The 22,028-nt window shown below is 66.1% G+C and carries 22 protein-coding genes; 12 read left to right on the top strand and 10 right to left on the bottom strand.

The window, feature by feature from the left end; all coding sequences use genetic code 11:
* Positions 1 to 12 precede the first annotated feature (12 nt).
* Entirely contained in the window at positions 13 to 468 is a 456-nt protein-coding gene (locus G6N47_RS25115) for a MarR family winged helix-turn-helix transcriptional regulator (RefSeq protein ID WP_083130747.1), read from the top strand.
* Between the two features lie 19 nt (positions 469 to 487).
* Here G6N47_RS25115 and G6N47_RS25120 read toward each other — a convergent pair whose 3' ends face one another.
* From G6N47_RS25120 to G6N47_RS25150, 7 genes are read right to left on the bottom strand one after another with little or no spacing between them, the layout of a single operon-like run.
* A complete protein-coding gene (locus tag G6N47_RS25120) occupies positions 488 to 1,681 on the bottom strand; it encodes a thiolase family protein (RefSeq protein ID WP_083130748.1) in 1,194 nt (397 codons plus the stop codon).
* Positions 1,682 to 1,739: 58 nt separating this feature from the next.
* The gene (locus G6N47_RS25125; RefSeq protein ID WP_083130896.1) at positions 1,740 to 2,951 is read right to left on the bottom strand and encodes a CaiB/BaiF CoA transferase family protein; all 1,212 of its coding nucleotides are present in this window, start codon (positions 2,949 to 2,951) and stop codon (positions 1,740 to 1,742) included.
* Between the two features lie 8 nt (positions 2,952 to 2,959).
* On the bottom strand, positions 2,960 to 4,456 hold the full coding sequence (locus tag G6N47_RS25130; protein ID WP_083130749.1) for an aldehyde dehydrogenase family protein: 1,497 nt from the start codon (positions 4,454 to 4,456) through the stop codon (positions 2,960 to 2,962).
* Positions 4,453 to 5,325, bottom strand: coding sequence for an alpha/beta fold hydrolase (locus tag G6N47_RS25135; protein WP_232080401.1), 873 nt, complete (start codon positions 5,323 to 5,325; stop codon positions 4,453 to 4,455). The genes G6N47_RS25130 and G6N47_RS25135 overlap by 4 nt, the downstream gene beginning before the upstream one ends.
* Entirely contained in the window at positions 5,289 to 5,744 is a 456-nt protein-coding gene (locus tag G6N47_RS25140) for a Zn-ribbon domain-containing OB-fold protein (protein ID WP_083130750.1), read from the bottom strand. The genes G6N47_RS25135 and G6N47_RS25140 overlap by 37 nt, the downstream gene beginning before the upstream one ends.
* The gene (locus G6N47_RS25145) at positions 5,731 to 6,819 is read right to left on the bottom strand and encodes a Gfo/Idh/MocA family protein (protein ID WP_083130751.1); all 1,089 of its coding nucleotides are present in this window, start codon (positions 6,817 to 6,819) and stop codon (positions 5,731 to 5,733) included. Before G6N47_RS25145 ends, G6N47_RS25140 begins: the two co-directional genes overlap by 14 nt.
* A complete protein-coding gene (locus G6N47_RS25150) occupies positions 6,816 to 8,012 on the bottom strand; it encodes an amidohydrolase family protein (protein ID WP_083130753.1) in 1,197 nt (398 codons plus the stop codon). The genes G6N47_RS25145 and G6N47_RS25150 overlap by 4 nt, the downstream gene beginning before the upstream one ends.
* A 97-nt stretch (positions 8,013 to 8,109) precedes the next feature.
* Here G6N47_RS25150 and G6N47_RS25155 point away from each other — a divergent pair, with 97 nt between their 5' ends.
* From G6N47_RS25155 to G6N47_RS25170, 4 genes are read left to right on the top strand one after another with little or no spacing between them, the layout of a single operon-like run.
* On the top strand, positions 8,110 to 8,421 hold the full coding sequence (locus G6N47_RS25155; RefSeq protein ID WP_083130755.1) for an acyl-CoA synthetase: 312 nt from the start codon (positions 8,110 to 8,112) through the stop codon (positions 8,419 to 8,421).
* The gene (locus G6N47_RS25160) at positions 8,421 to 9,737 is read left to right on the top strand and encodes a TetR/AcrR family transcriptional regulator (protein WP_232080402.1); all 1,317 of its coding nucleotides are present in this window, start codon (positions 8,421 to 8,423) and stop codon (positions 9,735 to 9,737) included. Before G6N47_RS25155 ends, G6N47_RS25160 begins: the two co-directional genes overlap by 1 nt.
* Positions 9,738 to 9,782: 45 nt before the next feature.
* A complete protein-coding gene (locus tag G6N47_RS25165) occupies positions 9,783 to 10,811 on the top strand; it encodes a Rieske 2Fe-2S domain-containing protein (RefSeq protein WP_083130759.1) in 1,029 nt (342 codons plus the stop codon).
* 27 nt (positions 10,812 to 10,838) lie between these two features.
* A complete protein-coding gene (locus tag G6N47_RS25170) occupies positions 10,839 to 11,480 on the top strand; it encodes a cysteine hydrolase (RefSeq protein WP_083130760.1) in 642 nt (213 codons plus the stop codon).
* Positions 11,481 to 11,543: 63 nt separating this feature from the next.
* On the opposite strand, the gene G6N47_RS25175 is transcribed toward G6N47_RS25170, so the two are convergent.
* From G6N47_RS25175 to G6N47_RS25185, 3 genes are all read right to left on the bottom strand, one after another.
* Positions 11,544 to 12,506 carry an NAD(P)H-dependent flavin oxidoreductase gene (locus G6N47_RS25175; RefSeq protein ID WP_269476096.1) on the bottom strand — a complete coding sequence of 321 codons (963 nt, stop codon included), beginning with the start codon at positions 12,504 to 12,506 and terminating at the stop codon, positions 11,544 to 11,546.
* 213 nt (positions 12,507 to 12,719) lie between these two features.
* Positions 12,720 to 13,334, bottom strand: a complete 615-nt coding sequence (locus G6N47_RS25180) for a TetR/AcrR family transcriptional regulator (RefSeq protein WP_083130763.1) — start codon at positions 13,332 to 13,334, stop codon at positions 12,720 to 12,722.
* Entirely contained in the window at positions 13,327 to 15,786 is a 2,460-nt protein-coding gene (locus G6N47_RS25185) for a CaiB/BaiF CoA transferase family protein (RefSeq protein ID WP_083130765.1), read from the bottom strand. Before G6N47_RS25185 ends, G6N47_RS25180 begins: the two co-directional genes overlap by 8 nt.
* A 225-nt stretch (positions 15,787 to 16,011) precedes the next feature.
* Here G6N47_RS25185 and G6N47_RS25190 point away from each other — a divergent pair, with 225 nt between their 5' ends.
* The 7 genes from G6N47_RS25190 (at position 16,012) to G6N47_RS25220 (ending at position 21,901) form a co-directional block, all read left to right on the top strand.
* A complete protein-coding gene (locus G6N47_RS25190) occupies positions 16,012 to 17,148 on the top strand; it encodes an amidohydrolase family protein (RefSeq protein WP_083130767.1) in 1,137 nt (378 codons plus the stop codon).
* Positions 17,149 to 17,152: 4 nt separating this feature from the next.
* A complete protein-coding gene (locus G6N47_RS25195; RefSeq protein ID WP_083130769.1) occupies positions 17,153 to 18,352 on the top strand; it encodes a thiolase C-terminal domain-containing protein in 1,200 nt (399 codons plus the stop codon).
* Complete coding sequence (locus tag G6N47_RS25200; RefSeq protein WP_083130770.1) at positions 18,349 to 18,807, top strand: Zn-ribbon domain-containing OB-fold protein; 459 nt, start codon at positions 18,349 to 18,351, stop codon at positions 18,805 to 18,807. The genes G6N47_RS25195 and G6N47_RS25200 overlap by 4 nt, the downstream gene beginning before the upstream one ends.
* Positions 18,804 to 19,016 carry a hypothetical protein gene (locus G6N47_RS25205; RefSeq protein WP_083130772.1) on the top strand — a complete coding sequence of 71 codons (213 nt, stop codon included), beginning with the start codon at positions 18,804 to 18,806 and terminating at the stop codon, positions 19,014 to 19,016. Before G6N47_RS25200 ends, G6N47_RS25205 begins: the two co-directional genes overlap by 4 nt.
* Positions 19,017 to 19,043: 27 nt before the next feature.
* Positions 19,044 to 19,859, top strand: a complete 816-nt coding sequence (locus G6N47_RS25210) for a mycofactocin-coupled SDR family oxidoreductase (protein ID WP_083130774.1) — start codon at positions 19,044 to 19,046, stop codon at positions 19,857 to 19,859.
* 162 nt (positions 19,860 to 20,021) lie between these two features.
* A complete protein-coding gene (locus G6N47_RS25215) occupies positions 20,022 to 20,921 on the top strand; it encodes a DUF2889 domain-containing protein (RefSeq protein WP_083130898.1) in 900 nt (299 codons plus the stop codon).
* A 26-nt stretch (positions 20,922 to 20,947) separates the two neighbouring features.
* Positions 20,948 to 21,901 carry an alpha/beta hydrolase gene (locus tag G6N47_RS25220; RefSeq protein ID WP_083130899.1) on the top strand — a complete coding sequence of 318 codons (954 nt, stop codon included), beginning with the start codon at positions 20,948 to 20,950 and terminating at the stop codon, positions 21,899 to 21,901.
* Positions 21,902 to 22,028 lie beyond the last annotated feature (127 nt).

A 22,028-nucleotide genomic window follows, 5' to 3' on the forward strand; every position in this document is an offset into this window, starting at 1 on the left:
AAGCAGCACACTATGGCCCTGCGGCCGCCAGGCATCGTCGGTGAGCTCGCCGAGGAGCTGCATCACACATTGTTCGGGGTGCTCCTGGCGCTGGGTCATCGCAATCCCGGTGCGCCCACAGGTGATCTCACGCTGGCTCAACTGTCGATTCTGATGACGTTGCGCGAGTGCGGACCGATGCGGGTCACGGAGTTGGCGGCTCACGAGCGTGTCCGCACTCCCACAACGACAGTGGGCATCGGCCGGCTGGAGAAACTGGGACTCGTCGCGAAGTCCCGCGACCCGGTTGACCTGCGGGCGGTACTCGTCAGGATTACCGCGCATGGCGACGCGGTCTGTTGCCAGGCGCTGGCCACGAGGTACGCGCAACTCGCAGCAATGCTGGAAACGCTCAGCGCCGAGCATTTGGTGACCCTCAACGACGCGATCCCCACGCTGGAGCGGCTGGCGGGCCAAGGCAACGCTTAAACCTGGTTTCGCGCCGCTCCTATCGCGAGCTCAGCAGCATTGACCCCGCCACCGGCCCGCCGCCGACCCCGATGGCCACCACCTCCGGCGTCTTGGGGGCTTGCCGCTGGCCGCCTTCACCCCACAGCTGCACGCAGGCTTCGTGCAGGAAGCCCATGCCGTGCAACCGTCCGCCGGACAGTTGACCGCCGCTGGTGTTCAGCGGCAGCGGACCGTCCAGTGCGATCCGCTCGCCGCCCTCGACGAACTGCCCGACCTTGCCGTGCTCGCAAAATCTCATGGCTTCCAACCACATTACGGTCAAGAAGCTGAACCCGTCGTAGAGCTGTGCCATGTCCACGTCGGAGGGTGTCAGCGTTGTGTGCTGCCACAGTGTGGCTGCCGCATCGTGGGCTGCCATCGTGGTGATGTCGCTGCGCTGATCCCACGTTGCGCGCTCGACCATCCCGGGCCCGACCGATTCCACGGTCAACGGGTGGCGCGGCAGCCCTGTGGCGGCGTCGCGGCGGGAGATGACCACCGCGGTGGCGCCGTCGCACGGTATGTCGCAGTCATAGAGGCACAGTGGTTCGGAGATCATCCGGGCGCCCAGATAATCGTCCATGGTCATCGGGTCGCGGTAAATGGCGTCGGGATTGAGACCGGCGTTGCGGCGCGCGTTGATCGCGATAGCGCCCAGGTGTTCACGGGTCAAACCGAAGTCGTGCATGTAGCGCTGGGCGGGCATGGCCACCCAGTTAGCCGCTGACAGCGCGCCGAACGGCGCTACCCATTCCAGGTGCGGCGGCAGCTTGCCGCCGGTGAACAGCACCGACGCCCTCCCCCCGCCCGCTTGCTGGGCGGCGGTCGATTCCCACACCGAGCGGAACACCACGACGTGGTTGGCGAGCCCGAGAGTGACCGCCATGCACGCCTCGATCGCGGGCCCGATCTGGCCGGCGGTTTCGATGGCCGACATGTACCAGCGGCAGCGCAGGCCCAGCGCGTTGCGGACCTCGGTGATGTTGGCCCCGGAGAATCCGGGGTCCGGCACCCCGGGGCCCGGATAGCTTGCGATGCCGTCGATGTCATCGACGCTGAGCCCCGCGTCGGCGATCGCGCGCAGCACCGCCTCCAGCGTCAACTCCAGTCCGGTGCGGCCCAGCCGGCGTCCGACCTGCGACTTGCCCGCGCCGGTGATGACGGCCTTGCCGTCGAAGGGTCCGCCGGTCATTGCGCCGCAGCCGGCCGCGCACGCAGGCGCCGCCGCGGCCGGCCGGATGCCGCCATCACTACAGCACCACCGAGTTCACTTTGAAGTCGATGATCTCGTCCTCGCCGTAACCGAGTTCGGCCAGTAGCGCATCGGTGTGTTCGCCGTGCCCGGGCGCGCAGCGCAGCTGCAGTGGGGTTTCGTCGAACTGCACGGGGCTTGCGGCCAAAGCGAATTCGTTGCCGTTGTTGTCGACGGTGCGGGGCAGGTACCCGTTGGCCAGCGCCTGCGGGTCGGCGTGCACCTCGTGGGCGGTGCGCACCACGTCGAAGACGCCGCCGAACCCGGCGAACGCGCTCTCCCAGTGTGCGAGATCCTCGGATTCGAATGTCTTGCGCAGCTCGGCGATACAGTCGCCGCGATTGGCAAACCGCACTGCGGCGTTCGCGAAGCGTTCGTCGTCGATGAGGTCTGCCCGGTTGATGCGAGTGCAGAAGTCTGCCCAGAACCGGTCGGCCTGCAGCAGCACGAACTGGACGAAGCGCCCGTCAGCGGTCTTGTACACGTTGGTCACCGGGTTGGGGGCGTCCTCGTAGTGGAACCTGGGGACGTCGGCCCCGGTGACGCCGGCCCCGACGATGTCCGGGCCGAGCTGCCAGATCGCCGCGCCCAGCAGCGAAACGTCGACGACCGAGGGTTCACCGGTGCGCTCCCGCTTCACCAGAGCGCCCGCGATCCCGGCCGCGATCGCCAGCCCGCCGTAGACGTCGCCGAACGCCGGCCGCTGCATCGGCGGATACTCCCCGTCGGCCGGTGCGTACGCGCTGGCGATTCCGCTGCGCGCCCAGTAGGCCGCCGCATCGAAGCCGCCATGGTCAGCCATCTCACCCTTGGTGCCGTAACCATGGCCACGGGCGTAGATGATTTTCGGGTTGCGGGCCCGCACATGCTCGACGTCGATGCCCATCCGCTGCCGCGAGCCTGGCAGCAGATTGGTGAGGAATACGTCGGCGGTCTCGACGAGCTTCATCAGCAGCTCCAGCCCGTCGGGGGTGGAGGTGTCCAGGCCGATGCTGCGTTTACCGCGATTGGGCACCTCGATGAAATGGTTGACCCCGCCCGCGCCGGGCACTAGGCCCGAGCTGATCAGGCCGCGCTGCGGGTCGCCGGTCTCGGGGTGTTCGACCTTGATGACGTCGGCGCCCCAGTCCGCCAGCACCGCGCCGGCTGCCGGCACGAACGTCCACGAGGCGACTTCGACGACGCGGATGCCGTTGAGAATGTCAGTCATTGCGTCCTTCATTCCGCCGGGTGGCCGATGACCTTGGTTTGCAGGTACTGCTCGAAGCCTTCGAGGCCGTTTTGGCGGCCGATGCCGCTCATCTTGTATCCGCCGAACGGGGCGTCGGCCCCGTACCACATGCCGCCGTTGACCATCATCGAGCCGGTGCGGATGCGCCGGGCCACGGCCATCGCGCGCTGCGGGGAGCCCATCACCGCACCGGCCAGCCCGTACACCGAGTTGTTCGCCAACTCCACCGCGCCGTCGTCTCCGCCGTCGTAGGGGGTGATTGTCAGGACCGGACCGAAGATCTCCTCCTGGAAGATCCGCATGTCTGGCGTCACGTCGGCGAACACCGACGGGGCGACGTAATAGCCGCGGCTGCAGTCCTCGGGCGCGCCGCCGCCGATCGTCAGGCGCGCGCCCTGGGATTTGCCGTTTTCGATGTAGCTCATCACCCGGTCGCGCTGCTTGGCTGATACCAGCGGGCCACAGAAGGTTGCCGGATCGGTCGGGTCGCCGCACTGGATCCCGGCGAATGTCGCGGTCGCCACCTCGATCGCTTGCTCGTAGTGCTGCCGCGGCACCAGCATCCGGGTGGTCAGCGCGCAGCCCTGCCCGGAGTGGATCAGCATTCCCATGCAACCGGGCAGGGCGAGGTTCATGTCGGCGTCGTCGAGCACGATGTAGGCCGACTTGCCGCCCAGCTCGAGCAGGTTTCGTTTCATGGTGTCCGCGGAAAGCTGCTGGATCAATTTCCCGACCGCGGTCGACCCGGTGAACGAGATCATGTCGACGCGCGGGTCGCTCAGCAGCCGCTGCGCAATGTTGTTGTCCGAGGCGGGCACGATGTTGACCACCCCGGCGGGGATGTCGGTTTTCTCGGCGATGATGCGTCCCCAGCGCAGCGCGCTCCACGGGGTTTCGATGGCCGGCTTGAGCACCATCGTGTTGCCGGTCGCCAGGGCCTGGCCCATCTTGTTGCTGATGATCTCGAACGGAAAATTCCACGGCGTGATCGCACCGACCACACCGATCGGTTCCTTGACGACGATGCGGTTGCTGGGCACGCCCATCTTGGCGTCTTGAGCCAGCGTGCGCTCCCACGGGAATTCGGTGATGAACTCCGCGGGCCAGCGCACCGCGTCGGCCAGCGGCCAATCCAGCTGTGCGATGTAGGTCGAGCTCAGCGGCGCCCCCACCTCGGCGACCAGTTCGGCGCGGATCTCTTCCTTTTCTTCCTGCAGCGCTTCGTGTAGCTGACGCAGACAGTGTTGGCGGAACTCGTGATTGGTCGACCAGTCGGTGGTGTCGAAGGTCCGCCGGGCCGCGGCGATCGCCTCGTCCATGTCCTGCACCCCGGCATCGGTGGTGATGCCCAGGACTTCCTCGGTGGCCGGGTTGATGTTGTCCACCGTGTTGCCGGTCGACGACTCACGCAACCGGCCGTCGATGTAGAGGCGGGTCTCGGGGTGGAACGCGACGGTGCTGGCCGCGGCCGGTGAAGCGGTCATTGGATACCTCTTCCTTGTGGTGTCTGGCCTAGTTTACTAGGTAATTGTTTATCTGTTTCGGCAACGAGTTGCGGCTCCGCCGCAGTGTGATCGGCGCGCAGCCGGCAGCGTTGCACCAGGATGCGGGCCAGCCATTGCGGTTCACTGACCATCAGGTCGTGACAGGTGTTGATTCTGATCAGGGTGTCAACGCCGCCAAGGGCGTTGATGCAGTCACGCTGTTGGCGCACCGATAGCGCCCGATCATGTTCGGTCAGGATCCAGGTTCGCGGCACGTCGTCGGGCAGCCCGCTGCGGTCGACGCGCTCGAGGACGACGTGGGGATACTCGGGGCAGATCCGCGACAGGACGAACCGGCGCTGCTCGGCGGTCATGCCGTTGCAGAATGCGAAGCTGTTGGCGACCGCGGGTATCGTGACCGGCCGGTTGCGTCGGGCTGCCCGCCGCGTGAACGGCGCCAGCGGACCCCGCAGCGTGTCCACCAGCCTCGCGCCCTGCGGCGGAACGAATGCCGCCGCAAGGATCATCTCCCGGATCCTGCGCGAGCCGAGTCGGGCCACCACCCCGGGCACCGTCAGCCCCGCCATCGAATGCCCGACGATGACGATGTCGCCGAGGCCGGCGTTCTCGATGTCGGCGACGACCGATTCCACCCATCCGGCGATGGTCACGGTGGCCGGGTCGGTCGGTTTGCCGCGGCGGCCGGGCAGATCGACTGCCAACACCCGCAAATTCGGTGCCTGCCGGTTCAATTCGGCCACGGTGAGGTCCCAGCAGTCAGCGGCGTGCTCGCCGCCATGGACCAGAACGAGGTCTGGCAGCCGCCCGGAATTCACGAGACCGGCACCGGGCGAAACAACGGTACCCACACCCGGGTGTCCTCGTCGGCGGGATCTGCGGCCCAGTCTTCGAAGAACACCTCAACTTGCAGGCCGACTCGCACCTGCTCGACGGGGATACCGACGATGTTGGTGATGAGCCGCACGTCGGGTTGCTCGGCGAGTTCGACCGTGGCGACGACGTACGGCGGGTCGAACCCGGGAACCCATGGTTGGCGGTTGACGGTGTAGGCGGCCACCGTGGCGCGGCCCGAAACCTTCTGCGGGCCAACGTCTGTGCTGCGGCATCGCCAGCATGCCGGTGCCGGTGGGTGGAAGAACCGGTGACAGCTTGCACAGTGCGAGATCAGCAGTTCGCCGCCGCGTCCGCCGGTCCAGAAAGCCTTCGATTCGGGGGTCGGGCTGGGCACCAGCCGCAGCTGTGGTCGTCGGTAGTCAGACGCTGGCATCCACGGGCTCCCAACCGCCGCCTTCGGCGGATCTGTGCGCGGCGTCGATCACCGCGATGCTGAGCAAGCCATCGTCGAACGTGGGAGCGCTGGATTGGCCGCCGTCGAAGGCCGGCAGCCAATCCTCGAGCATCAGCGCCATCGCGCGACTTGCATGCCCGGCCAGCCCGGCCGGGAGGCGTTCGGGGTGCGCCGGGTCGCGGTCGCGCACCGGAAGGGTACTGAGCCCTTCGTCACCGGCGGCGCCGATCTGATAGGTGGCCGAGCGCAAATTCCCGTCACCGACGATGGTTCCGTCGGCGCCGAACAGCTCCAGCCGATAGTGGTCGGCATGCGCGCCCATCACCGACACGCTGAGCATCGCGGTCACCCCGGATTCCATCCGCATCAGCAGTGCCGCGGTGTCATCGGCGGTGACGTGAAGGGTCTCCCCGTCCGGAAGGTCGCGCACCGGTTCACTGGTGCGCACCTCGGCGCACACCGACTCGGGCCGGCCCAGCAGGCTGCACAAGAAATCGAGGTCGTGCACCAGCATGCCGGCCAGGTATCCGCCGCCCTGGTCTCGCTCATACATCCAGCGGGCCTGCGGCGGATGACTGGGATGCCAATACGGGGCGCTGCGGGTGACCCGTGCGACGTATGGCCTGCCGAGGAATCCGGCACGGACTTGCTCGGCCACCGCCAACCAGTCTGCATTCCAACGGTTTTCAAAGCAGCAGGTGGTCGGGCGGCCGGATTTGCGTGCGGCAAGGACCATGCCACGGGCCGCGGCGGTGTCGGTGGCCAGTGGTTTCTCACAGAGTACGGCCTTGCCCGCCTCGAGCGCAGCCAGCGTCATGTCGTGATGCCGCGCTGTCGGCGTGGCCACCGATATCACGTCGAGGTCGTCGCGGGCCACGAAAGTGCGCCAGCCGGTCGAGGTATCGGCGATGTCCAGCTTGGTGGCCACGCGCTGCAGCCGCTGCGGCGTTCGCGCGCACAGCGCCACCGGTTCGAAGCCCGCTGCGGCGCGGAATGCGGGTACCTGGACATGCGCGCCCCAGCCGACGCCGACGACGCCAACTCGCAGGGTCACTGCGTCAGCACTGGTTCGCGGGTAGACACCCGCGGGAAGTTCAGCATCCGGCGGGCGTTTTCCTCGACGATCAGCGAACACTCTTCATCGGGGACACCGGCGAGGGCTTCCGCCGCCCGTTTGCGCGAGTTGGGCCAGTTGGAGTCCGAGTGCGGGTAGTCGATCTCGAGCATGATGCGGTCGACGCCGATCGCGTGCCGGTTGGCCAGGCCGTGGTCGTCTTCGATGAAGCAGCCCCAGAAATGTTGACGGAACAGCTCCGACGGCCGGGCGTGGAAGTCGATCGGCTGGTAGTAGCGGTGGCGCTCCCAGACGTAGTCGGCGCGCTCCAGGATGTAGGGGATCCACCCCACCCCGCCCTCGGCGAGGGAGAACTGCAGGTCCGGGAACTGCTGCAGCTTGCCGGAGAACAGCAGATCGACCGTCGTCCAAATCGAATTCGTTCCAAACAGGGTGATCGCGACGACGAACGGTGCTTCCGGTGCTGCGATTTTGCCCGGCTCGGCTTTCATCGCGGAGAACGAGAACCCGGGGACATAGCCGCCGGCGCCGAAGTGCAGCGACACCGGCATGTGCGCGTCCGAACACACCCGCCACAGCGGATCCCAGTGGTCGGAATGGTATGACGGGAACCCGAGCGGCACCGGGCTGTCCAGAAAAGACACGGTGCGGGCGCCTTTTTCGGCGACCCGCTCGGCTTCGGCCACCGTCTCCTCGATGTCCCAGACCGGCAGGATCGCCAGCGGTATATAGCGATCCGGCGCGGTGGCGCACCACTCGTCGATGTAAAAGTCGTTCCAGGCCTTCACGCACAGCAGCGCCAATTCCTTGTCCTGGGCGTTGATGAACGTGCTGCCGGCAAAGCCTGGAAACGACGGAAAGCACAGCGCGGCCTGCACCCCGTCGATGTCCATGTCGGCGATGCGGGCCACCGGGTCGTAGCAGCCGGGGATCATGTCCTCGTAGCGGACCGGGTCCAACCCCCACTCCTCCCGCGGCTTGCCGGCCACGGCGTTAAGCCCGATGGTCGGGATGATCTGGCCGTCGTAGCTCCACACGTGCTTGCCGTCCATCTCGATGATGCGCGGCCCGTTTTCGCGGAACTTCGCCGGCAAGCGGTCCTGCCACACCCGCGGATGCTCGACGAGATGATCATCGACCGAGACGATCTGATGGTGATCCTGCAGCGGCATGACACGCCTCCGAACCTGACACTTGGTCTTGATTTCTGACAATGTGTCTCACATACTAGTGGTGCCGGCCACAATTGTCTAGACGTTTAGAGGAATCATGTCCGTCAACGATCACGATGCCGACTTGACCCGGGGCAAGGTCGACGAGGACGACCACGATCTGCTGACCTTCGGCGAGGCAGGAGAACGGCTGCGGATCGAGATCGCTCAGGTGGCACAAGACATCAGCCGGCTGGAAGCCGCCGGTGACGTGGAGGCGCTGCAACAGGCCGAGGCACGGCTGGCCGCCCTGCGCGCGGCCGCCGAGCGCAACACCGCCCAGCCGATCAACGACGCCAATTTCGAGAAGTTCTTCGGCTATGCGGGCAAAGCCAAGCGCAACTTGGCCGGCCCGGGCGCGGTCGAATGATGACATCACCGGCCACGCTGCGCCGTCCGGGCTACGCGCCGGCGAATTCCGCGGTGGGGCGCCGCGGCCTGCACACCAGGCAGCGAATTGTGGCCAGCGCCGGCGAGCTGTTCGTCGCGCAGGGCTACCACGGCACTTCCCTTGATGCGATCGCCAAGGCGGTGGGCGGGTCCCGCGCCACCATCTACCAGTACTTCCCGGGCAAGGAACAGATTCTGGTCGAACTGTTCCGCCACGCCGAACCAGCGGTTCTCGAGCACGGTCGAAGCCTGGGCCGCCTGGGCCCCGATGCCGACGGCATGCGTCACTTGCACCAGTGGCTGGCGGAGTGGGCGGCGCTCTACGACAGGCACGCCGTCGTGCTACTGGAATTGCCCGGCGTCGGCACGATCGAAGGCATCCCCGAGATCAATGCGGGTGCGGTATCGGGCAGATACGCCGACATGATCACCGGCAAACTGCGCGACGCCGGGGTGGTCGGCATCGATCCGGCCGATGCCGCCGGTGCACTGTTGCGGATCGCCCACATGGTCAACCTCTACCGATTCCGTGCGATGTTCGGGCTGAGGTCCAGCGCGCGCACATCGGCATCCCTCGCCATCGCGATGCAGCTTCTCCTTTTCCCGGACACGCCCGACGATGTGATCGCGACCGTCGCTGACGAGCCGGCGACTGCCCATGTACCGGAGCTGCCGGATGACACTGAGCCCCCGGCATTTTCCCGGCCGGACGCCTTGGCCCTATCGCCGATCCGGCAGGACATCTTGACCGCGGCATCGGCACTGTTCGCCGAGCGCGGCTATTACGCAGTGGCGATGGAGGACATCGCCTCGGCGGCCGCAATCAGCAGGGCCACCCTGTATCGCCACTTCGGCAGCAAGGTGAAGATCCTCGCCGAACTCACCGACGGCGCGATCCTGGCGGCCCGCTATCTTTCCGGTGAGCTTCGCCAGTTAGCCGAACAGGGCCCGGACATCGACGCCCTGCAGCGCTGGCTGACGGTGTTCGTGATCCACAACCGCCGCTTTTCCGGAGTCACCCGCGCCTGGTACGACGGCACCCTGGCCCAACAGCTGCCGGTGGACGCGGTGACCCACGGAGTCGGCGCGTTCCACCGCGCCGTGGTCGCACTGCTTGGGCGTGTGCAGCTGCCCGCCGGCATGGATATGACCGTGGCTGCAGCGGTGTTCTTGACCGTACTGGGTCGGTTGACCGAGCTTTCGGCGTCGGCGCACCCCGAAAACACCGCCGACGAGACCGCGGCGCTGATGCTGACCGTGCTGCGGCGCTCGCTGCGGATCGACACCATGAGCTAGCCCGCCGCGCAACAACATCTTTCGGCAACGAGAAGGGGTGATCCGTTGAACCTGCATGGCCTTAGCCTCGACCTCACGGGATGGTTCCAGGTGGCCTGGTCGGCCGATCTTGCTCCCGGACAAGTGCTTGCACTGCATTACTTCGGCCGCGACCTGGTCGCCTACCGCAGCCGCGACGGCGCGGTGCGGGTGCACGACCGTCATTGCCGGCACCTGGGTGCCAGCCTGGCGCACGGCGGAACGGTGGTCGACGCCGGAATCCAGTGCCCCTTCCATGGCTGGGTGTGGGGACCCGATGGCCGCAACGTCTCGATCCCGTACCAAGAGCGGCCCAACCGCGCCCGCCGGCTTGGCACGTGGCCGGTCAGCGAACGCAACGAGGCCATCTATGTGTGGCACGACGCGGCCGGACGCGCTCCCTACTGGGACGTCCCCGACGCGTTGGCGTTTGTGCAACACGCTGCGGCACAACAGTTTCACCCACTAAGCCCCGAAGCGCGCGCACACTACCGCGATCTGCGTGTTCACCCGCAAATGGTGGCCGAGAATGCTGTCGACCCCCACCACTTCCGCTTCGTGCACCGCACACCCATCAGCCCGGTGGTGCTGGAAGAACACGTTGACGGCCCGATCTGGCAAGCGCGCGTCGGCTTCGGCAAGGGCTGGGCGAATCACCCGCGCGACGGCGCGGGCAAACTGCGCACCGATAGCCTCAATACCCTCGAGATCATCTGGGCAGGCCTGGGCGTCAGCGCGAACATCGAGCACACTGCCGATGGCATGCGCGGAATCGCGATCAACACCACCCCGGTCGATGACGGTAAGACCGAAATCTTTGCCAGTTACTGGATTTCCCGCCGCGACGGCGACGAGCAGGACGGCTCATACCAGCGCAGGCTCGACGACGCCAGGCGGGCACTTCCCGATGACATCAATATCTGGCACCACCAAATATTTCTCGACCCACCTGCCCTGGCCACCGAAGAGGGCCGCGGGTTCCGGCGGATGCGCCGCTGGGCGCGGCAGTTCTATCCGCAGCCAGGCGTTGACAACTCGCCGTCCAAGACGGCGTGAGATCCGCCCACGCCACCAGGAGTCGATATGCCGCGATCACCGCTCACCCCCGACGACCCGTCCACCATCGCCGTGGTGTGTATCGAGTGCCAAAACGGTGTGCTCGGCCCGGGATCGGTGCTGCCCGAATTGGCCGCCCACATCGGCGATCTCGTCCCTAACCTGCGCCGCCTGCTCGATGCCGCGCGCACATGCGGCATCAAGGTCGTGCATGCGACGTATGAGGGATCGCTGGGCGGCACACAAGTCGGGACTGCGCGTTTGTGGCGAGCACTCGGGCCCGCAACCGCCGACTGGGCACCCGGAAGCCCTACCACGCAAGTGATTCCGGAGTTGTTCGATTCGACCGACATCGTGCTGGCCCGCCATCACGGACTGTTTCCCACACAGGACACCGAGCTGCTGTCGGTGCTGGCCAACCTCGGAGTGCGCACCGTCGTGCTGACAGGAGTGTCGGTGAATCTGGCGATACTGTTCAGCGCCGGGCACACCACCCAGGCCGGCTTCGACCTGGTCGTGCCGCGCGACGCCGTGGGCGGCACCCCGGCCGACTACTGCGAGCAGGTGCTCACCCACACCATCGCGCTGCTCGGCCGTGTCACCTCCGTCGACGAGCTCATAGCGGAGTGGTCGAGCCGCGCCGCTCTGGCCGGTGCCGCGAGTCGCTGACAGGCCGGCAGGCCCCAAAGTCGGCTGTAGGGCCTGCGCGAGAGCGACTGTCCGCTCGCCGCGTTACGGTGCCGGTTCAGCAGCAGGGCCCTGGGAGCCGGCGACGAAGCGGTCGGTGAGATCCGTTAGCACAGCGGCGAATTCGCGTATCATCTCCGCGATGATCTGCGCCACGGGCTTCACGGTGTCAATGCGTCCGGCGACTTGTCCGCCGAAAGCCAGACCGTGCTCGAGTCGCCCGCCAAAATAGAGGTCCAGAAGGTCACCCGCGTCGGCCAATGTCACGCGGGCGCGCTGTGCGAGCTGTTCGGCCACGGGTGTCCGCAGGACTCGAAACGAGGGCCTGGACTCCCGGTTGAGCAGCAGCGTATCGGTCTCGGCCGCGTTGACCACGAGCTGCTTGTAATTCTGGTGCACCGGCGACTCGGCCGACGACAGCATCCGGGTGCCCATCTGGACCCCCTCTGCGCCAAGGGCAAACGCCGCCGCCATCGAGCGGCCGTCTGTGATGCCGCCGGCGGCAACAATCGGAAGCGCTACCTTACTGGCGACAAGCGGCAGCAAGACCATCGTGGCTGCGCCCTCCCAGGTCTTGAAGCCGCCACCCTCGTTGCCTTCCACCACCAGGCCGTCGACCCCGGCGGCGGCCGCTTTGAGCGCCCCCTTCAGGCTGGGCACGACGTGAAAGACGGTAACCCCCATCGAGTGCAGATCTTGCGTTAAGACGGTCGGATCCCCCGCGGACGTGGTGACGAAGCGGATGCGGTGCTCGGCGACCAATTCCATCAGTTCGGAGTTCGCATGGTGCAACAGCGCGATGTTGAGACCGAACGGCTTGTCGGTCGCGTCTTTCAGCTTGACAATCTCCTCGCGAATTGCCGGCAGGTCGCCCGACGACGTCTCGATGATTCCCATACCACCGGCTTGGGATACCGCGGCGGCCAGTTGCGCCCGGGCGATGTAGCCCATCGGGGCTTGCAAGATGGGGTAATCGATTCCGAGCATTTCACTTACCCGAGTTCGCAAGGCGTGCCTGCGCCCGCTCACATCCGCCCCCGCCCACCGGTTCGGCTCGCCGTATCGCTGCGCCACCAATTCACCATGGCGATCGATCCCGCGAAATGTCGTCTGACAGAAGTGAAGCTTCGCAATGGTGTTCCACGGTCATCAGCGTCCTTGAAAACTCTGTGGCCAGGTCAGTAGTGTGACACGGCGCGACCGATACATACAACTGTATGTCTATTTAGCGGCGGGTGGTGCGCCCACGCCCCGTAGTACGAACCCTAAAAGCTGCTCGATGTCCTCGGTTGCATCGGTTGTCGACTTGTGCTGGAAGTGGTCGATGAATGCGGCCTCGAACGCGGCTCGTATCGACCTCGCGTCCGCCTCGGGTGTACAGGCGGTGAAGGTGCCGTCGGCTCGTCCGCGGTGCAGGATGGTGGCGATCGCGGCCTCTTGCGCGGTCTCGAAGATCTCGAGCTCGCGCGAGTAGCCGGGTGTTCGCTGCATTTCCTCGGAGTAGAAGGTGGCCATCCGCTTACGTCTGCGCGGGTCGGACACGATGCCGAACATGTGCGTCATCCACAGCCGTAGCGCGTCGATGGGAGTGTCTGCGGCCGCGACGATTTCGCGCAGTTGCGCGAGCACCGCTTCACGGTCGCGCCGGAACATTTCCAGCAACAGATCGTTTTTGGTGCTGAAGTTGCGGTAGAAGGCCCTGGTGCCCAGCCCCGCCTCGTCGAGGATCTCGGTGATGGACGCCGAAGAACCCGAGTTGCGGTCCAGGCACCGGTATGCCGCGTCGATGATGCGCCGCCGCTCCGACGAACGGTTGATGGTTTTTGTTTCAGCCACAATGGATTACACCGGCATCCTGCCATTTGGCGATCGTCGCGTCATCGTAACCGAACTCGGCCAGCACCTCGGCGGTGTGCTGACCGGCAAGGCATCCGCCGGGTGTCATGGTCGCCGACCTGCTCATCGCCACCAACGCAGAGAAGCGCAGGTGCTCATCGAAGACGGGACTGACCGCTTCGGCGGTGTATTCGGCCGCCAGCCCCGGATCGGTCTGAATAAGGCGTGCCGGCGGCCCCTCGTAGAGCTCCACGCAGCCGACGCCGGCCGCACCGAGGTGGCCTTCCCAGAACGCGGCCGGTTCTTTGCAAAAGACCGACTGCAAACGGCGGGCGAGGTCGTCATCGGACGCGCGCCGGCCCTGCGGCGTCGAGAACCGGTCGTCACCACGAAGATCGGTGAACTCACTGAGCGCCTCGATCAGCCGCTGCCACTCCTTCGGTTGTGGCGCCGCCAGGAAGAGATGGCCCTGGCTGGCGTCATAGATCCGGTAGAGCGCCGAGAGCCCAGTGCTGTCGTGTTTCGGAACCAAAGGCCCAGGAGCATCCGGATAATCGACCACCCAATCGGTGAGCACGTGGGTGACCGTGGCCAGCATCGAGGTGCGCACGTCGTTGACCGGCCGGCCGCGGTTGCGACCCACGATCGCGGTGAGGATCGCCGACGCGACGGCCAGAGCTGCCAAGCCATCACTTTGCAACTCCGGCGCTGTTCCCGCGGACACCACCCGCGGAGCGTGATGCATGACCTCGTCCAGGCATGACGTCACGCACGCGGCGTCCGGCGTGTTGGTCAGCGCCACCCCGCCGGCGGCCGCGATGCTGGGTGCATACGCCGGCCGAGCCCCGTAGGGTCCCTCAACGCCGTAGCCGGGCGCCGACACATAGATCAGGTCGGGGTTGATCGCGTGCAGCGCCTGTGCGCCGATTCCCAGCCGGTCGGCGGCGCCGGCCCGCATGGACTGCAGCACGACGTCAGCCGATGCGACGAGTTTGTGGGCCACCGCGCGTCCCTCATCGGTGTGTAGATCGACCTGAATGCTTTGCTTGCCCTGCATCACCTTCGCGCCTGCCGCCTCCGGGAACGGCAGCAGGTTCCGGATGTTGTCGCCGTTCATGGCCTCGAATTTGATGACCCGGGCGCCGAGGTCGGCCAGCACACTCGAGGCATACGGCGCGGCGAACATCTCGCCGAATTCCAGGATCGTGATGCCTGCAAGCGCCGGCGCCGAACCTGGGTCACTACTTGGCTTGGCAGGTAGGGGCTTCGACGACCACCCGCCTTCGGTATCGCCGAGCCGGGGGGCAGGCGACGGCCGGCACAGTGGACCCTGCGGGGTATGGATGAGCGTGGTGGGCTGGCGTACCGGCCCGACGTGCGGATCTTCGACGACGGTGCAACGCCGGTCGTGAATCAGTTGCGGATGCTCGAACACCTCGGGGCCGGACCGGAACAACTCGGCACACAGGTTGGGGTTGGCGTCGAAACACTGCTGCCATTCGGCCAGCGTGCGCTCACCGACCTTCGACAGCATGATCGACCATAACTCGGTGTAGAGCGCCGGATCCGCAAGTGCGGGAAAGCCTTTCCACTTCGGATCCGATAGCAGCTCCATCAACCCGAACTCCGTGAGCATCGCGGCGAACAGGTGCGGCGACACCTGGGCGAACTGCAGCCAGTGCCCGTCCTTCGTGGGCGCGGCCAGCAGCGCAAGCAGCATCGGGCTCTGCGGAGTGCCTTCCGGCGTCCAGGCCTCCACGGTGTTGTAGGCCTCCGGCCACCGGATGCCGACCAGTTCCCCGAACCAATTCCACGCATCGATCGCATACACGCCACGCACGAGGTCGGCGTCGACGATTTGGCCGAGCCCGCTGCGGTCGCGCTCATGCAGCGCGGCCAGGATGCCGTGTACGGCGATGTGGCCCGCGGCGAAGCTGGCGTACGGCGCGGTGACATAGGTAGGCCGGGGCGGATTGGCCATCCGGCGCACCGCGTGGAAAAGCCCGGTCTTGGCGAGGACGAGCCCCTCATAGCCCTTCAGATCCCGCCACGGGCCGCTGCGACCCCATCCGGTGATGTGAGCGATGACCAGCTGCGGGTGACGAGCCGCCAGCGCCTCGGAGTCGATACCGAGTTCGGCGAGCCCGGCCGGGCTGAATGTGGTCACCAGGACGTCGGCGGCTGCAAGCACATCGTTGAATTCAGCGGCGCCGGCCGCGCTCTTCAGGTCGAGTACCCGGCTGCGCTTGCCGCGCCCGAGCGCAGGCCACCCGCGAAGCGAGCGCACCGGAGCACCTCCGGGCGCTTCAAGCATCAGGACATCCGCCCCCGCATCGGCCAGAAACTGGGTGCAGATCGCGCCGGCCGGCGTGGTGGACAGGTCGACGATGCGGATGCCGGCCAGCGGCGCCACCGAACTAGAACCGTCCTGACCGTTGATCGAGGCAGACATCAGATGCGCACTCCCTGAAAATCGGTTTTTCGAACTCAACCGCAGCCTGGCGTATTTGTGACGTGAATCGCATGCTATCGCATCGATCTAAGGTAGACCAGCACGGATTCCGTGCGCTGGGCAGTTGACATACCAGGCACGGCAGCCATAACCTTCGTGAAAATCGGTTTTTCGCACCGGGCGTTGGACCGACCACCTGCTTGCGAAACGTCGGTTGGAGGAGCGATGGCGAAAATGTGGACGAACTCCGGCGACTCACACTTCCTGGAGCCCGACGATCTGTGGCAGTCCAGGTTGCCTCAGCGGTTGGCCGAGTTGTGCCCGCGAGCGGAGAAGGATCCCGACGGCGAGTACGAAACCGTCTACGTCGATGGCCAGATCTTCCGTCGCAAACTGCCGTCCTCGGCGATGCAGGCCTTCGCCGAGGCGAGTATGGGGCCACAAGGGAGTCGCGACGCAAGGGCCCGGCTGGCCGACCTCGACAAGGAAGGCGTCTGGGGCGAAGTGATCTTCCCGTCGCTGGGCATGTGGGCCTCCACATTCCGCACACCGGAGTTACTCAAGGCGTGCATGCGGGCCAGTAATGAATGGGCGCTGGAGGAGATCGTTGCGGTGTCGCCCCGTTATGTGGTCACCGCCCAGATCTCGACCCTGGTCGTCGACGACGCGGTCGAAGAGCTGCGCTGGGCCGCAGACAAGGGATTCAAAGCGGTCTTCTTGCCGACCACACCTCATCCCAGCGCACCGGACTGGCACCGCGATGACTGGGAACCGTTGTGGGCAGCCGCCGAAGAGGCCGGAATGGTGCTGGCCTTCCACATCGGCACCGACCCGGTCGACATGACCGTAGGCGGCGCGTCGGGCGGTATGGGTCTGGTCTACCGCGGGCCGGGCGGCGCGATCATGAACTACGCCGAGACGACGTTCTCCGGTCAGCGGGCAGCGATGAAGATGGTCGCCTCCGGCGCGCTGGACCGCCATCCGGATCTGAAAGTGCTGATCTCCGAGGGCGGCGCGACGTGGGTTCCGTTCCTCGGTGACCGACTGCTCGAGGGGTATCGCCAACACCGCATGGCGGTGCGGCCGAAGCTCAGCCGCAGCCCCAAGGAGATCCTCTTCAACCAGGTGTACGCGTCGTTCCAGCATGACGAGACCGCCGTGCAGGCCTTCGACCACATGGGCTACCGCAACGTCATGTTCGGCAGCGACTATCCGCACATGGAAGGCACGTTCGGCCACACCCAGGACACGCTCAAGACGCTTTTCGACGGCGTCAGCGACCAGACACGGCTGCGCATCACCCAGGGCACCTTCTTCGAACTGTTCCCCGATGTCCCGCCTGTCCGGGCCGAAAGCATCTGAGCCGGTGTCCAATTCGAACGGCCTGCGTGACGTCGCCATCGTCGGCGTCGGCGCGACGCCGTACTACAAACGCGGCGGGTCGCTGCCGAAAACCACCACCGAACTCGCCGGCGAGGCGATCCTCGCCGCGTGCGAAGACGCCGGACTCTGCGTCGCTGACATTGACGGTTTCGCCTACTACTCGGGGGCCACCGCCGGTTACACCGAGAAAATGGACACCGGCGAATTCATGGAAACGCTCGGCATTCCGGAGGTCCGCTTCAGCGCGGCGCTGACTTCGGGCGGCGGTGGTTCAGCCGGCGCGATCGGCCTAGCCAGGGCGGCCATTGTCGCCGGCGACGCGTCAGTGATGGTCACCGTGATGGCCCTGCAGCAGTCCAAACAGCGCCTGGGATCAGTGTTTTCGGCGATGGAGCCCGACCCGCTCAACTCGTTCCTTCAGCCCTCAGGCCTGTTCGGTCCGGGACAGCTCATGTCGGTGCTGGCGCGCAGGCACATGCATCTCTACGGCACCCGTCGCGAGGCGTTCGCCGAGATAGCGATCTCCACCCGGGCCAATGCGATGAACCGGCCCAAGGCGATCCACCGAGAACCCCTCACCCTGGAGGACTACTTCAACGCGCGGATGATCGCAGAACCGTTGTGTCTCTACGACTTCTGCCAGGAGACCGACGGCGCGGTCGCGGTCATCACCACCAGCATGGAGCGGGCCCGCGACCTTCGCCGGCCGCCGGTCCCGGTGGTCGCCGCCGCCCACGGTGGGGTGCGGGACTGGGGACGCGCATTCGCCTGGATGGGCATGCCCGACGAGTACTTCGCCTCCGCCGGTAACAAGCCGATCGCCGAACGGCTCTACCGGCAGGCCGGGATCACCGCCACCGACATCGACGTGGCGCTGCTCTACGACCACTTCACCCCGATGGTGCTGATGCAGCTCGAAGATTACGGCTTTTGCGACAAAGGCGAAGGCGGTGCATTCGTCGAGAGTGGGGCGATCCGCTATGACGGCGGCTCCATTCCGGTCAACACCCACGGCGGCCAACTGTCGGAGGCCTACATCATCGGCATGACCCACATCATGGAAGGAGTCGAGCAGATGCGCGGCACCGCCATCAACCAGGTGCCCGGCGCAGAGCTTGCGTTGGTCACCGGCGGGCCGGCCAGTCTCCCGGTCAGCGGCTTGATCCTGGGACGCGCGGCATGAGCGCCCCGCTGGCGACGCCGGCCACCACCCTGCCCGGCCAGCACGTCCGCATCGCCGTCAACAAACACACCGAACCGTTCTGGCAGGCAGCCCAACAACGGCGGCTCGTCGCTCCCCGCTGCACCGACTGTGGCACCTTCCGGCTGCCCCCCACACCGTTCTGCCCGGCTTGCCAGTCCACCGCCGTCACCTGGGTCCAATTGAGTGGTCAGGCAACCGTATACAGCTTTGCGGTCGTGCACGGAATCCCCGGCCTGCCCGACCTGACGTTGGTACCCGCCGTGGTCGATCTGCCCGATGCGCCCGGTGCACGGCTGGTCAGCAACATCGTCGGCATCGCGCCGAGTGACGTGACGATCGGCATGACTGTGCGCGTTGACTTCTCCCCGATCACCGACGGCTGGATGCTTCCGGTGTTCCGACCGCGGACACCCCATGAGAGTGAGGTTCCATGACCGACGACGAGAGCGCTTGGCACGAAAAGCCCCTGGAGTTTCTCACCAGCATCGCCAACACCGGTGGATCATGCGACGGTCAATCGATTCTGCCCGCAAACGGGCATTTCCGCGCCTCGTGCTCATGCGGCAATTGGAGCGTCGAGGTCGACGACCCCCAAGACGGGCTGAGATTGGCGCGCCTTCATACCGGCAGTGCGCTTTCCTGACACCACCAACCCATCGAAGGAGATCTCGTGGGAAATCTGGACGGCAAGGTCGCCTTCATCACCGGCGGTGCCCGAGGGCAGGGCCGCGCGCATGCCGTGCGCCTCGCCGGCGACGGCGCCGACATCATCGCCCTCGACATCTGCGCCGAGATCGACTCGATGGACTACCCCAACGCGACACCGGCAGACCTCGAGCAGACCGTCAAGCTCGTCGAGGATCAGGGCCGGCGAATCGTGGCCCGCCAGGCCGATGTTCGCGACGCGGACGCCGTCGACGCCATTGTCCGCGCAGGCGTAGCCGAACTCGGCCGTCTGGACATCGTGGTGGCCAACGCCGGGATCGTCCGGCTCAGCGAGGGACCGAATCGACGCCAGATCTTCCGGGACATCATCGACGTGAACCTGATCGGCGTGTGGAACACCGTCGAGGCAGCGATCCCTACCCTGATAGGGGGCGGCCGGGGCGGATCGATCGTGATCACCAGCTCCAGCGCCGGTTTGAAGGCCACCGGCACCGACCGGGCGGGTGGGCAGGCGTATGCCGCCGCCAAACGGGGGCTGGTCGCATTGATGCAGGTGTGGGCCAACCACCTTGGGCCACATTCGATTCGCGTCAACACCATCCACCCGACAGGGGTGGCGACCGGCATGGTGATGAACGAGACGATGGCCAAGCTGTTCGAAGCCAATGACGAGGCGCTCTCGGCCATGCAGAACGTGCTACCGATACAGATTCTGCAACCCGAAGATGTCGCCGGTGCCGTTGCCTGGCTGGTTTCCGACGAAGCCAGATTCATCACCGGCACCGCCTGGCCGCTGGACGCCGGCTTCGCGGTGCGATAGCAAAGGACGCAAAAACCCGTGACCACTTCGACTTCCGACACGACCCGCACGGATTTGGGCACACCGGGTTTCGGGCTTCATCCCCTGCACGGCATTCACGAACCGACGCGGGGAACGCCACCGCGGCTCCCCGGCTCGGTCCGGCGCACCAGCTCCATCGACATGACGCGCGACCCCGGCTCACTGGACCCGGTGTACCTACTGGGTCGGGCACGCGACCTCAAGACAGCCCGCGACGGAACCGCAACCGAGATCGGCCAGGCCTGGATGCAGGCGACCGTCGAGATGATCCCGCGGGTCATCCAGCACATCGAGGTCGCGCCGGCCGTTCCCGGCATGCGGCTGGTCGGCGCCCCGGCGATGCGGGGCTTTCGAGCCGCGGTCGACAAGGCGGCGCCGCAGCTGCGGCTGCGACGCGATCTGCGCTACACCCTGCTTGACGACGTCCCAGTCGCGACATTGATTTCCGGGCATGCGCTGTCGGCCTCCGGCGCACTGGGTAACGTATCGAAGTCCGGTTATCTACCGGTCGCCTATCAGTGCGCCGGCTTTGTAACCGGCGGCCTGTTGATGACGTCGTTCGAAGCCGGCGACCCCGCCGTGGTGACCGGGCCGGCGGCCCCCGATCTCGAGGACCCGGCCGATCCCCTCGCCTGGCATGACATGGCGACGCTGCCGGTCCTCGGTATGCGGCGGCGGCGCCGCCTCGACGTGTACCGAAGCCAGAAGAACCGAGAAGTGTTGATCGACGCGATGTTTCGCGACACCTACGTCCGCGCCGACGGCACGCAAACCATCATCCACGAGTACACACTGGAAGCGTCGGTCGATCCCGAGACTGACACCATCGTGCGTTCGGCGGCGGTCCCCAGAGTGCTGCCGTGGCAGGAATGCCCCGGCGCCGTCGCCAGCGCGACCCGCATCACGGGGATGAAATTGGGCGAGTTGCATTTTCGTGTCCGCCGCGAACTATCGGGCACGTCCACCTGCACTCACCTCAACGATCTGTTGCGCAGCATCGCCGACGCCGCGGCGCTGACGCCCATGTTGCATACCGTCTGATGCCCCGAGAAACCACCGGAGAAACAATGCCCCTGCGGTTGTCCTTCGACGTCTCTGCCGCCATCGGAAGCGAAGAAGAGCTCACCCAGGCGGCGTGGACGTTCCTGCCAGTACGCCCCTCGGAGGCGCCGGCGATTTTGGTGTGCCTCGCGGGCGGCGTGTACGACAAGCACTACTGGCACATGCAGATTCCAGGGCATCCCGGCTACAGCTTCGGCGAACACATGGCCGAGGCAGGCTACATCGTGATCGCGGTCGACCACTTGGGTGTGGGCGAGAGCACCGACCCGGTCGACTCAGGTCCGCTCGGCCTGGACATGCTTGCCACCGGCGACGCCGAGGTGCTCCGGCAGATCCGCGCCAAATCCGTGGCGGGCACTTTGGCAGACGGTCTGCCTGCAGTGAGCTTGCCGGTCATCGGCGTTGGCCACTCCATGGGCTCTTGCCTCACGACGATGGTGCAGGCACGACATCAGGTCTACGACGCCGTCGCGCTGCTGGGCTACGCAGTCCAGATCACTCACGTCTACGAGCACGACGCCGACGCCGACGATCTCGAGACCCGGCTTCAACAGAACATCGTGAACGTCTGCCAATTGGCCGGCGTCAGCCCCGACGACAGCCATATGATCGGTCCGCGAACGTTTCTGGCCGACATGTTCTACGCGGGCGAGGTACCACAACAGGTCATCGACGCTGACACCGCCGTCGAGAGCCGAGTTCCGGTACGCGCCGCGGCAGAAGTCACTACGCCAGGCTTCGTCGAGAAGTACACACCGCAGCTGGATGTGCCGGTATTCCTGGCGTTCGGAGCGGCCATCGACGTGTCACCCAACCCGTACGCCGAACCGGCCAACTACACGGGCTCATCTGACGTAACGCTGTATCTGGTGCCGAAGTCGGGACACTGTCACAACTTCGGCAGCCACCGCGCCCAGCTATGGGACCGCATCGCGGCGTGGATACCCACAGTGGTGTGAACCCACAAGTCCAATCTTATGGCGGCCGATGTCCAGTTGAGTGGCATGGCTGTGCTCGGTTGTTCGTCGCACGCCCGTCTGCGACGCGATCCACGCAGTAGCAGGAGCTGGCTACCCAAGCCGCAGT

Origin of the sequence: Mycobacterium branderi, from assembly GCF_010728725.1 — a bacterium.
GTDB lineage: Bacteria > Actinomycetota > Actinomycetes > Mycobacteriales > Mycobacteriaceae > Mycobacterium > Mycobacterium branderi.